Source organism: Cyanobacterium sp. HL-69, assembly GCA_002813895.1.
GTDB lineage: Bacteria > Cyanobacteriota > Cyanobacteriia > Cyanobacteriales > Cyanobacteriaceae > Cyanobacterium.
The window spans coordinates 708,931-721,109 of record CP024912.1; the positions used below are offsets into that span (position 1 = coordinate 708,931).

General features: G+C 37.8%; 10 protein-coding genes. 5 read left to right on the plus strand and 5 right to left on the minus strand.

Annotated features, from left to right (window positions below; all coding sequences use genetic code 11):
* Positions 1–51: 51 nt before the first annotated feature.
* Entirely contained in the window at positions 52–807 is a 756-nt protein-coding gene (locus AA637_RS03255) for a winged helix-turn-helix domain-containing protein (protein ID WP_446683874.1), read from the minus strand.
* 156 nt (positions 808–963) lie between these two features.
* Here AA637_RS03255 and AA637_RS03260 point away from each other — a divergent pair, with 156 nt between their 5' ends.
* Both AA637_RS03260 and AA637_RS03265 read left to right on the plus strand, forming a co-directional pair.
* Positions 964–1,086, plus strand: a complete 123-nt coding sequence (locus AA637_RS03260) for a hypothetical protein (RefSeq protein ID WP_255365533.1) — start codon at positions 964–966, stop codon at positions 1,084–1,086.
* A 12-nt stretch (positions 1,087–1,098) separates the two neighbouring features.
* Positions 1,099–2,748 (plus strand): MBL fold metallo-hydrolase, encoded by a 1,650-nt coding sequence (locus AA637_RS03265; protein ID WP_446684524.1) that lies wholly within the window; start codon positions 1,099–1,101, stop codon positions 2,746–2,748.
* A gap of 137 nt (positions 2,749–2,885) precedes the next feature.
* On the opposite strand, the gene AA637_RS03270 is transcribed toward AA637_RS03265, so the two are convergent.
* Complete coding sequence (locus tag AA637_RS03270) at positions 2,886–4,577, minus strand: alpha/beta hydrolase (RefSeq protein WP_446683875.1); 1,692 nt, start codon at positions 4,575–4,577, stop codon at positions 2,886–2,888.
* A gap of 172 nt (positions 4,578–4,749) precedes the next feature.
* On the opposite strand from AA637_RS03270, the gene AA637_RS03275 reads away from it, so the two are divergent.
* Genes AA637_RS03275 through AA637_RS03285 form a run of 3 tightly spaced genes read left to right on the plus strand, consistent with a single transcriptional unit; the run spans position 4,750 to position 6,248 of the window.
* Positions 4,750–5,319, plus strand: coding sequence for a sigma-70 family RNA polymerase sigma factor (locus AA637_RS03275; protein WP_201150047.1), 570 nt, complete (start codon positions 4,750–4,752; stop codon positions 5,317–5,319).
* Entirely contained in the window at positions 5,316–5,684 is a 369-nt protein-coding gene (locus tag AA637_RS03280; protein ID WP_446683876.1) for a hypothetical protein, read from the plus strand. The genes AA637_RS03275 and AA637_RS03280 overlap by 4 nt, the downstream gene beginning before the upstream one ends.
* Positions 5,685–5,741: 57 nt before the next feature.
* Entirely contained in the window at positions 5,742–6,248 is a 507-nt protein-coding gene (locus AA637_RS03285) for a Spy/CpxP family protein refolding chaperone (RefSeq protein ID WP_446683877.1), read from the plus strand.
* Between the two features lie 371 nt (positions 6,249–6,619).
* Here the strand turns inward: AA637_RS03285 and AA637_RS03290 are convergent, their stop codons facing one another.
* The 3 genes from AA637_RS03290 to AA637_RS03300 all read right to left on the minus strand — a co-directional run bounded on the left by AA637_RS03290 (position 6,620) and on the right by AA637_RS03300 (position 12,178).
* The gene (locus AA637_RS03290) at positions 6,620–8,866 is read right to left on the minus strand and encodes an ATP-binding protein (protein ID WP_446683878.1); all 2,247 of its coding nucleotides are present in this window, start codon (positions 8,864–8,866) and stop codon (positions 6,620–6,622) included.
* A 148-nt stretch (positions 8,867–9,014) separates the two neighbouring features.
* A complete protein-coding gene (locus AA637_RS03295) occupies positions 9,015–10,430 on the minus strand; it encodes a GAF domain-containing sensor histidine kinase (RefSeq protein WP_446683879.1) in 1,416 nt (471 codons plus the stop codon).
* 110 nt (positions 10,431–10,540) lie between these two features.
* Positions 10,541–12,178, minus strand: a complete 1,638-nt coding sequence (locus AA637_RS03300; protein ID WP_446683880.1) for a SpoIID/LytB domain-containing protein — start codon at positions 12,176–12,178, stop codon at positions 10,541–10,543.
* Position 12,179: the final 1 nt, after the last annotated feature.

The window sequence follows — 12,179 nt, forward strand, 5'->3', positions numbered from 1 at the left end:
TTTTTGTTAATACTTTATCCATAATTCACCTTTTTGTTAGATAAACTCAATTTAGCCAAAACGATAACCAAAACCTCTTACGGTAATGATATATTCTGGATGACTAGGATCTAATTCTAATTTTTCTCTTAGCCAACGGATATGAACATCAACGGTTTTTGTGTCTCCGAGAAAGTCTGCTCCCCAAATGTTGTTGATTAATTGATCTCTATCCCATACTCTTTTAGGATAGGTCATGAATAGCTCTAAGAGTTTAAATTCTTTGGGAGATAGGCTTACGGCTTGGTTTCTGACGGTTACTCTACATTCATCGGGGAAAAGGGTAATTTCTTTGTATTGTTTTACGTTTTCTGGAGGGGCGTTGTTGATGCTGTTGCGACGAATTAAGGCACGACAACGGGCGACTAATTCTTTCATGCTGAAAGGTTTGGTTAGGTAGTCGTCGGCACCTACTTCTAGTCCTAATACTCTATCGGTTTCGGCGGTTTTGGCACTTAGAATGAGGATGGGAATATTATTTCCTCGATGTCTGAGTAAGCGACATATATCTAAGCCGTTTACTTCTGGTAACATTAGGTCTAAGATTATCATGTCAAAACCTTGTTTTTCGGTGGTTTGGCTGGTTTGACGTTCTAGTAAATTCAGTGCTTCTCTGCCGTTGTGGGTATTGGTTACTTGGTATCCTTCTTCTTCAAGGTTGAGACTAATCATGTTTCGGATTAAGTCTTCGTCTTCAATGACGAGAATACGGCTGGGAAGTTGTCTTTTGGTAGTGGAGGCAATGGGTGGTAAGTCCAGAGTAAGCATAAAAACTCTCTATGTTTTGTTCTCTAATAACATTTATATCAGAAATATGACTTGGGGATTCGATTTTGGTTTATTAATTTTATTAAAAGTTTTTGTCCTATGGTTGGGTAATGGATTAGATTAGTAGTTAAGTAGTTATTAGAGATTTAAGCAATTATGGATGTTAAACTATTATTATTGATTTTGACTGGTTTATTTATCGTAGCGGCTCCGTTTTTCGGTACTAGAAATGGTTTTTATGATTCCGATAATTATGACGGGAATGGCTCTGCTCACTAATTTATGGCGGTTATGATTCAACAGCAGGAATGTTCTTCTTCTCCATCTTTTCATTTGTCTTGCTCTCCTTTGGCAGTGGGTCATGATACTGAAGGATTGGCTATTATGTTAAATGTGGGAGAATACCGCATTTTGCTTGATTGTGGTTTGGAGAATATAAAGTCTCTTCTGGTTGATCAATCTTTACCGCCCCATTGGGTTTTTTGTACCCATGCTCACCATGATCATGGGAGGGGTTTGCTTTCTTTACATGAAGTATATCCTCATCTTCCTATTTATTGTAGTGAGGTTACAAAAAAACTTTTACCTCTCAATTGGTTGAGGGCTGATGGCTCCATGGTGGAGCCTTTTTGTGATAGTATTCCGTGGCGATCGCCTTTACAATTAGAAAAGAATTTAAGTGTAGAATTATACCCTGCTGGACATCTACCGGGGGCCGCCGCTGTTTTATTCCGTTATCATCACGGGGATAGGGTTTATAAAATCTTCTATACGGGGGATTTTTGCCTTTCTAATCTTCAGTTGGTGGAGGGTTTATCCCTCGATAATATGCGTGGTTTAAGCCCTGATGTGTTGATTATTGAGGGTACCTATGGCACTGCCCGTCACCCCCATCGTCGTCAACAGGAAAAACATTTGATGACTAAAATTCGAGAGGCGATCGCATCTAACATCAATGTTATTCTACCAGTACCAACCTTCGGTTTAGGACAAGAATTATTAAAATTGTTGCGATCACACCATCAATTTACAGGGGCAAACATTGATATATGGGTAGATGGTAACGTGGCGATCGCCTGTGACCTATACTTAGAATTAATAGATTATTTTCCCGCTAATGTCCAAAACTTTGCCAAACATCAACCCCTGTTTTGGGATGAAAAAATTAAGCCAAGAATGAGAAGATTAACCCCTAACATTAATAGAAAAAAAATAGGGGAAGAAACATCTATTATCTTGACCGATGACCTATCAAAAATAGACGAATATTGTCAAAATAATGACTATAAATGGTTAATATTGACCCCAGAACATTCAAAAATTAATAAAAGTAAAACCTTTAACCAAATTATAAATAAACTAAATACCGAAAAAGTAATCGTAGAAAATTATCTATTAGCAGAACATAGCGACGGACGAAATACCACCCAACTAATCCACAACCTCCGTCCTCAACACGTCATTTTTGTCCATGGCACCCCCAACTACCTCGCCGACTTAACCGCCCTCGAAGAATTACAAAATCGTTACCAACTCCACTGCCCCGAAGTAAACATCAAAGTAGATTTACCCATCGGAGAGCAATTTATTCAACCAAAAATTAGCCCCCAACAAAACTACGAAGGAGAATTAAACGAAACAGGAGCATATATTACCATCACCTTACCAGAGCAACTAAACAAAGATTCTCGTTGGCAAAATTTTGCGGATACAGGGCTAATAGAAGCCCGTTGGCAAGGGGAAGAATTAGTTTTAAGGGGTTTATCTCAACGGGAATTATTACAGCAAAATAGCTCTATTCGTCGTCAACTAAATGCCGAATCATGTCATAACTGTGCTTATTATGACGAAGATTGCTGTCACAACGAAAAATCCCCCCTCAATGGTTTTGAAGTACCAGAAGATGGATTTTGCCCCGCCTTTGAAGATAATGGACAATAAAACTTATTTCCCATTGCTGAATAAATCAAAAGCTGTAAATATAAAGAATTTGGGCATACTCATAGCTGTCAAAAAAATACGCAAAAATCGCCATTATAAATTAACATCATGACCCCACTTTTTTCATCACATTCTAATTAATTATTAGTAAAAATAATGTTGAAATTTTGGTCAACAAATCGTTGATAAACCTCTCGTAAAGGAGGGATAGATTGCTCATTTACCACATAGGTTTTAAACTCTTGACCTTCGCTCAAATATTCAGCATATCCAGCTTGAAGGTAGGGTTTATAGTTTTCATTATTCCTCTGATGCACTTCAAAAAATGCCAACATCATCGAATGGGTGTATTCATTCAAAAGTACGGGAGAAGGAAGAGTTAAATTTGTAACCGTGCTGATTAAATCACTAATCCCTGCATCTAGCTGAGAAAAATCCACATGAGCTTGTCCTTCTTGTAGTTGCAAATATACATCAGGAATTTCTAATAGAGGATGAGTTTGAGCCAACTCAAACACAAAAGGCGTTGCAGGATCATAACTACCCGCTGCGATAAAAAGGGGAACTTCTAAAGAGTTAACTCCCTCTGGTCCAAAAATGCCACCGTTAACGGGATTCATGGCAAAAATAGCTTTTATCCTCTCATCCCTAAATTGATAGTCTTCTTGGGGCAGTTGTAAGGCTCTACATTGCAAAATAAGGGCGGTATTGAGGTTGCCTATATCTAGGTTGCAACGTTCATTGAGTCTGTCCCAGTCAAAGGTTGCGCCTCCCACGGCCAGAGCGGTATATCCTCCAAAGGAATGTCCGAAAATACCTACGTTTTGGGTATCTAGTCTGCCTTGCCATCGAGATTGATTCAAAAGTTCTAATTCATCAAGGGTGTGAGTAATATCGAGGGGACGGTTGATAAATTCTTCTCTGACAAATAGTTCTCCTGTAAATCCTTTGATAAAGTCTTCGGTTTGTTTGATGTCACTGCCAATATGTTGGGGCATAATTACGAAGTAACCATAGGAGGCTAGGTGTTCGGCCCTGGCGTGAAAGTCTTCGGGACGGGAACTAAGTCCATGGGAAATGATAACTACGGGGGTATTTTCTACGGTTTGGGTGGGGTAATATATTTCGGCGTAGTATCTTCTGTTACGGGATTCATCTAGTAAGTTAATGGTTTCTTGGCGAAAGGGGATGTTTCCTTGTTGGCGAATATCAGGCAGGTTGGCGTAGTTGATTCCCCTAGATTCACGGCTTTGTATTTCTGCTTGTTTGATAACTTCTTGTTCGTAGATGGCGCTGGCTTGGAGGACTGTTTCGACTTGTTGGGTATAGCGTAGGATGCGCTGAATGTCTATTTCGACATCTACGGCAAGGTTTTTGAGGATGTTGATGAGGGTTAGTCCTTCGGGTTGGAGGGCTGATGTTATTAATGCTCCACGAATTAAGTATTTGCCGTTACTTCCTCCTTTGATGTTGATTACGCTACCGAAGTAGGTGAGGAGTCTTTCGGCTTCTTCTGTGTTGAGGGAACGAGAAATTAAGATAGGATCTACTGCTACGGGGGTTATGAGGGCTTCTCTAAACTGTTGTTTTTGTTCTTCGTTTACCCCTGCGAGGTTTAGATAGGTTTGTAGGTTTCGGTTAACGGTACCTGTTTCGGCAAATAGTTGTAGAGATTCTACTTTGAGGGTTAAACTAAGGGGGTTATAGATGAATGATATGTTACGGGCGATCGCCTCTTGTGTGTTAATAATTTCAGCAATCCCGATGGTAGTTAACGTTGCGATCGCACTGAGGGCAATGGCGCTAATTTTATTTACTCGAAAAATCATAAATAATTAGTTTTTATAAATAATGGAATGAGCAGAAGACACAAGACAAGGCAATGGCTTTTCTATATTAGTCTAATACCACAATAACGACTTATCGATTATCAATTATTTATTGAACCTTTTAAAAATCTTCCATGTCTAAAATGGTGAGTCAATTAAAAAACAAAGATTTATGACAGTGTTAGCGGATGATCACACCAAAATGACCGATTCTGAATTAATTCAGAGGTGTCAACTTGGCGACGAGAGTTCCTTTCGTTTAGTATATCAACGTTACCGACACAAGGTAAGAGCAACTTTGTTCAAGCTATGCGGTCAAGAAATACTTGATGATTTAACCCAAGAAGTTTTCTTAAAAGCGTGGAAGGCGTTGCCAAAACTTAGGGAATCGAGATATTTTTCAACTTGGCTATACCGCATTTGTTGGAATGTTGCGTGCGATCGCCGTAAACAATTAGCCAAAATTCGTAGAGACAAAAAAACTCTTTATCAATATGCTCCTGAAGTAGTCCTTGACCAAGGACAGTTATTACAAATGCACTATCAGGAGATAGTACAACAAGGGTTACAAAATCTCAAAATGGATCATCGTGTGGTTTTAGTTTTACATGACCTAGAAGACTTACCCCAAAAGGAGATTGCCGAAATACTATCTATTCCCGTGGGTACAGTAAAATCAAGATTGTTTAATGCTCGTAAAGCCATGCGTAAATTTTTAGAACATCAGGGGGTTAAAATATGAGCAAATTTTTCCATCACCATTCTTCTGAGGATGAAGAACTTGTCGATTTCCTCAAAAACTATTGTCCTGATAATCCTTTAGAACGTTCTAACCATGAACAATTATTATTTAGGGCGATCGCACAAGAGGGAAAATCTAGTCATAAAAAAATGTTCCGTTGGCGTTGGGCCATTCCCACCAGTTTGGTGACGGGTTTATTAATTGTGTGGGGCGCATCCACCACTCAACAATTTAGCCCTCAAGTAGCCCAAGAAACAACAGAATTAGAAGCCTTTATGTTTGAAGTTTGGTCTTACTCCTCTACCAGTCAGAATGCAGAATTTAACCCTGACTCTGACTACGTTACTTTTACTAACGACTACTAAAGAGTTTTTTAGAACTCACAACTTAACATTACACCATTCATTAGGAAAAAAAAGATTATGAAGAACAATATTAGCCGATTATTAGCTTTAACTACCATTTTAACCCTCACTGGTGGCACAAGGGCGATCGCCCTTGACGTTGATACCATCAACCTTGAAACCAGCCTAAACGAAACCATCGAACTAGCCCAAGCCAGAGAAGGAGGCAAAAGATGGGGGGCAAATAAACCAGGACAAAGCCGTTTAATTGAAGAATTAAACCTTACCTCAGAACAACAACAACAGATGGTTGAAATAAAAAATAAATATGAACCTCAAATGACCAACCTCCGAGAAGAAATTCGCACCGAGCGCCAAGCCCTGCGAATCATGATGAATAACAATCAATCCGCCGATGCTATCCGTGCCAAAAATCAAACCATCTCGAACCTAACTCAACAAATGCGAGAACTAGGTTTTGAAACCATGCTCGAAATGCGCGAAGTTTTGACCCCACAACAAAGGGAGCAACTAAGCCAAATCATGAACGAAAGAAGATCTAGTAACCGTCGAAATCCTCAATAATTAAAGTTTATAGTAAAAAGTAGTTTCAACTCTTTCTATCATCAAACTTCAAAATTATACTAAATCCTGTTTCAATAATATACTAATTAGGGTGGGTAATGAGGAACAGGCAACAGACAAAAGATAATAATTGTTTATTATCAATTGTTATACGGTGGATAATAGTAAACCTGATAAATCGGATTTGGTATTACGTTCCGAAGGTGGGTAATGCCCACCTCAACTACAACTAATAAAAAATGCACAAATAATGGTTATTTGTCGCCAAAATCTGTGCATATTTTTCCTGTATCAGTAGCTGTTGCCATTAATGTCTTCCATTGGTTTTTTAAATCTCTGAAATATAAAAATTTCAAGTAAATTTCTAAACCCTAACTAGCTCTTTCCATTACTTTATTAATCTTTTTAAGCAAAATGCGAGGTTGCAAAGGCTTCAATAAATATTCATCCACCCCAAAATTAGATAACTCCTCCCAATCTTGACCACTAATTTCATCCCGAATAATCATCAAATAAACATCAGGATTACTCAAAGCCTTAATTTCCATGGCTAAAGTTAAAGAAACCGATTGATTTTGTTCTAAAACAATCACCCGAGGATTTATTAAATCAATCTTACTAACGGCATCTGTAACATCAAATAACCAAATCACCTGATAATCGGCCGCTGTCAGCAACTCACACAAAAAAGTACCAATTTCGTCATCTTCACAAATAACCACCACAGTCTTATTCACCTCGCCATTAGGCAAAGAAGTAGATTTTTCTGGCTGTCGAATCAAAGGACTAGAATCAGAATTGGGTAAATAAACCGTAAAGCTAGAACCCTTATCAACCAAGGACTCTACCTCGATTATCCCCCCATGAAGTTCCACCAAATGCTTAGTTAGAGCCAATCCCAGCCCTGTTCCCGGATTCGTACGAGTACGATAATTTTCTAGTTGTTGAAATTTAGTAAACAACAAAGGAAGTTGCTCTTCACAAATTCCAATACCTGTATCCTCCACCTGAAAAACCCCTTGATTACCTTCTCTCCATACCCTTAAAATTACCTCTCCTCCTGCCCCTGTAAACTTGATGGCATTGTCAATCAAATTAAGCAGTATTTGATAAAGTCTTTCTCCATCAGCATAAAATAAATCTTCATTCTCTTCCACTCGATAATCCATTTGTACCATCACCCCTTTATTACGGGCAATTTCCAAACCATAAAGCAAGACCATCTGAGCGATACTTTTAAGGGCGATCGCCTCTATATTTAATAAATACTTACCCGACTCAATTTCTGTAAAATCAAGAATATTATTAATTAACTGTAATAACTTTCGTCCATTATCTTGAATTATTTTTAAATATCTAGTTTGCTTTTCTGGAGTTAAAATGCGATCGCTACCATCCTTCGACCAATGTAACAAAGTTCCCGATAAACCAATAATACAAGTCAAAGGAGTTCTTAATTCGTGACTAATACTACCCAAAAACTCACTCTTAGACTGTTGGGCTACCTCCGCCAAAATTAAAGCATCCTGTAGTTGCTTTGCCTTCTTTTCTACCTGCTTCTCTAGGGCTTTTTTTTGTTCCTGCAACTGTTGATAATAATCATATTGATACACTGCCACAGCTAAATACTCGCTAATATGCTTTAGAAACTTAATCTCATTATCATGCCAAACCCTGACACTTTCGCACTGATGAGCAACGAGTAAAGCCCATGTTCGGTGCTTAACTACAATAGGAATAATTATTTTGGCTTTTACCTTTAATTTCCCCATTACTTCAACTAAATAATCATCTAAACTACTGTTACCAACATCATCAACAATGAGGATAAAATCTTCCGCATACTTACCTTCACAATCAATGCCCTTAAAGTAATCATCATTACTCAAACTTAGTAAAGAGTCGATGTTTTTTGATGCCTTAGTTTCATAGGTGACAATATCAATACACCTTTTTTCATCATCCTTTTCAAAAGGGACGTTGATTTGATAGATAAACAGACGATCTATTTTTAATAAACTTTGAACCTGATCCAAAGTAGTTTGAATAATAGATTCTAAATTTATATTATCTTGAATTTTTTGAGTTAATGTATGCAAGATTTCTTCTTGCTTAATTCTATTTTCTAAAATAGTTTCAATGGAATAAGTCTCTGTAAGAGCGTTATTCTCCGCTTTCTCTTTTAGATTAAGAGGATTACTAAAAATTTCTAAAACGTCAACAATAAATTGTTGACCATAACTATTATTTCCTATAGAAATATGATCAAGATTTTTTTCTATTTTTTTATTATGTTGTAAACTAAAAAAAGGTTTAATTTTGTCATAAAACTTTTTAATTTCTTGAAGACAAAAGCTAATAGTTACCTGAGAATAAAAATCGTTAATTTCTTTTTCTATCAAAAGAAGTGCTTGAAATTCAGGATTAATAATTAACTTAAAATTATGATAATAAATATTTTTTATGGCTGTTTTTTTCGTTTTACTAAAGTCACTCTGACTGAGAAAAATGAAATCATCCTCCTGTTTTTTAGCAGTTTCTTCCCAGAGATGATAAAGTTTATCTAACATCTGTTGAGAGATAATTTTGTTATGGAGAGAGAGATTATAGTTAGCCATTAGATATATTTTATTTAAATGAGTTGGCTAAAATTAATTCGCTTATATTACTATGATGAATCTTATTTAGCTATTTTGATAAAACTGTAATCTTTTCTAAAGATTAGAGAATAATATAATGATGAAGCTACGGAGATAGTATATCAATTTAGTGGGATTCAAGGTGATGAGGGGTTGTGGGAATATTCACCTCAAAGCGATAGCCCAATTCTGGGGTTCCTTTTAGTTTGATATTGCCTTGTTGCAATTTTGCTAGATGACAACTAAATAATAGGGTTATCATATCGTAGCTACAGGTTTTAATCTCATCCAAATAAGATTTTATTTGCTCTTCAGATTTATTTTTTTTATCTGTGTCATAATACCGTTGAATTGCTTTGAGATAGCTTTCTGTTTTTTCGTAGGGAATACCATCTCCTAGCCATGGATGTTTGATGATGGTGGTTATTTTAATCTCAGATTGCTGGTGGGAAAAATGGACTTGAATATTGCCTCCCGGTCTAGCGGTTTCTATAATAGTTGTGACAAGATAATAAATGGTCTGTTTAATTTTTTCTCTATCCAAATACCAAAGTTTTTCCCCAGGTTCGAGGGATATGCGTAGGGAACATTGTTTATTTTGAGCAGAAATTTGTAAGGACTGAGTAATTTGTCCTGCTATTATTTCAATATCAACTAGGCTTAGTTCTAAATTGTTGTTATTTTCTATGACTCCAAGGCTAGTAATTTCATCTAATAAGGCGGTGATTTCTTGACCACTATCATAGATAATGTTTAGGTATTCCAGTTGTTTTTCATTTATTTTGCCATAGATACCTTGTTTTAGGACGCTAGACATACCTATAACGGAGGTTAGGGGGAGGGATATTTTTTGAATTAATTGATTAACTAATTTTATCCTCAGATTAATTGAATAAGTACTTTGATAGTCTAGGTTATGGTCAGATAGTGTTTGAAGAGAAGAGGAGAGTTGATTTATGTTGCTCTCATAGCTTATGTTTTGGGGTGTTTGAGCGTTATTGATTAAAAAGTCTCTTTCATATTCTGCGATGCACCAACGGGCGGTAAGGGAAAAATATTCGATTTGTTCATCGGAAAATGGACGAGATTCTAGGTCAAAGATTTCTAAACAACCAATACATTCTCCCTCGGCGGTAATGAGAGGTACACCTAAGTAGGCTTTAATTTGATGATGTTGCACCAAGACATTTTGGAAAAAAAAAGAATCTTTTAGGGTATTCTCAATTTTGAGGGGTTTTTTACTATCAATTACGTAGGTGGCGAAAGAATCTTCTTTGGGGATTTTACGAGAGCGGATTAATTCACTATTGAAGCCAAAGTTGGCAACCCCGAATCCTGATTTAAAGTTGTATTCTTCCCCATGGAGAATGCCTAAGATACATATGGGGGCATTAAGCACACGGGCTGATATTTGGGTGGCTTCGTCAAACATGGGAATGACTTTATTTTTATTCAGCTCTAACCGTGCGATCGCCTCTTGGTGACGATTCTTTCTCTCCTCTGGAGATTCATTATGCCAATGACAAAATAGGGGTGTCAGCATCCGACTGGGGAGTTAGTGTTGATTGTATTTTAAAATTCTATAACTTTTTTGGTCAATGAACCTCAGTAATTTAAAAGAATTGTCAATTTTGAGTTATTTATTATCAATTATCAATTATTTGCCCCTTGCCACCAAACAATGGAAGTATTAAGGGGCTGAATTGTTGCTTCTGGATAATAAAATTCGAGAATTTGTTGGGCAGAATAACCCCGACTAGCAAGATTATAACTGCCAAATTGACTTAAGCCTACCCCATGACCAAAACCACCTCCTACAAAACGATAGCCATCCAATTGATTACCATTTGTATATATTGGCTCAAGGTAAAATAAGGTACTCACAGGAGGCTCAAAAGCGCTTCTTACCTCATTTTTTTCTAGTTTTACCATACCTAAATCCGTTTCCACTTCCATGACCAAGATTCTACCTGATATGGAGCGTTGAGTAACTTCCATTTTTTTGATGGTTGTAAATTCTGCCAAGGGATGACGGATTCGCTCCAAATACTTACGTAAATCGTTGTTAAGATCATCAAGGGCGCGGGGACGATTCCAGCGAAATAGACGGCGCCCCACCTCGTTAAACCCCCTATCAAGGGAGATAAAACGTCTAAAGTTTGCCTCAACGCTAAGGGGATTTTGTTCTAAATTCCAAATGGGGGTAGGGGCATCGATCACTGGTTGAAGGTAAGATCTATCTTCCCCATTCCAAGTGTCACTAAAGGCTGATGTGATGCCCCCAGAGGTGGAAAAATAGAGAGCATCCACCAACTCATCATCATAGGTTAATACTAAACCACGGGTAGAGGCGATCGCCCGATCCGACAGATTAGAAGTTTGTGCCAATCCATAATATACCTGACAATGGGTTGTAGCACACATTTCATAATTATCAGCCTCAAAGCGACGGGTATTACGCAGGGCATAAGTACGGGCAATAATGGTTTGTGCTTCCGCAGCCGCTCGGGGTGCATTAGCCCCAATTTCATGGGGTACCACCCCTCGTAAATAAGTTTCTATATCAACCCGATTCACAAGGGTATAGTTACCGTAGGCATTGGGTTGGATGTTTAAACGACCACCATACAAACGCACAGGACCATCATTTCCTTCCCTTACCCTCACCAAATTTTTATTGGTCAAAATATCAAGGTAATCAACCGTATAACTACTGTTGCCCACAGAAAAAGCCACTTCAGGAATTTCTAATAAAACCTCCGTTTCAATATAAACCCCCTCCATATCCGAGGCTTTAATGCTATTTAACAACAACCTTTTGAGTAAAGGAGTATTGTAAACATCCCTTTTTGCCCATACCTGCCAGCGTCCTGGTTGAGTAATTTCCACCTCAATGCCCAAATTTCGCCAACGGTTAGCATCATCCTCCGCTGTTTCAAAGGTAGCATGATCTCCCAAAATAACGATTTCCTGAATTTTTCTTTCTTCAAGGGCTTTTGGGGCAATGGTCAAAGTAACTTGATTTGTGGCAAGATTACGCACAGGGTTATTACCATCCTCTCCCCGCTCACGAAATCTGAGGTTAAGACTATCCCCCTCCGTACTACTGATAATTAACTTATCATCTCCTTCTTCCCCAAATCGTTGTACCACACCAACCCTCAACTCCACCCCTTGGGCGGCAGAATAGGGTATATTAACCCCCAAAAGAAGCATAGAAGAAAAAAGAATAGACCACTGGTTAGCCAAGAGATTATGGCACACCAAGGAAGTTAACGATTTATGACTCATG

What these genes read in the sequence shown, in the direction of transcription:
- AA637_RS03300 (WP_446683880.1), bottom strand. Translation starts at nt 12,178, where the DNA reads ATGAGTCATAAATCGTTAACTTCCTTGGTGTGCCATAATCTCTTGGCT.
- AA637_RS03295 (WP_446683879.1), bottom strand. Translation starts at nt 10,430, where the DNA reads ATGCTGACACCCCTATTTTGTCATTGGCATAATGAATCTCCAGAGGAG.
- AA637_RS03285 (WP_446683877.1), top strand. Translation starts at nt 5,742, where the DNA reads ATGAAGAACAATATTAGCCGATTATTAGCTTTAACTACCATTTTAACC.
- AA637_RS03270 (WP_446683875.1), bottom strand. Translation starts at nt 4,577, where the DNA reads ATGATTTTTCGAGTAAATAAAATTAGCGCCATTGCCCTCAGTGCGATC.
- AA637_RS03290 (WP_446683878.1), bottom strand. Translation starts at nt 8,866, where the DNA reads ATGGCTAACTATAATCTCTCTCTCCATAACAAAATTATCTCTCAACAG.
- AA637_RS03275 (WP_201150047.1), top strand. Translation starts at nt 4,750, where the DNA reads ATGACAGTGTTAGCGGATGATCACACCAAAATGACCGATTCTGAATTA.
- AA637_RS03265 (WP_446684524.1), top strand. Translation starts at nt 1,099, where the DNA reads ATGATTCAACAGCAGGAATGTTCTTCTTCTCCATCTTTTCATTTGTCT.
- AA637_RS03255 (WP_446683874.1), bottom strand. Translation starts at nt 807, where the DNA reads ATGCTTACTCTGGACTTACCACCCATTGCCTCCACTACCAAAAGACAA.
- AA637_RS03280 (WP_446683876.1), top strand. Translation starts at nt 5,316, where the DNA reads ATGAGCAAATTTTTCCATCACCATTCTTCTGAGGATGAAGAACTTGTC.
- AA637_RS03260 (WP_255365533.1), top strand. Translation starts at nt 964, where the DNA reads ATGGATGTTAAACTATTATTATTGATTTTGACTGGTTTATTTATCGTA.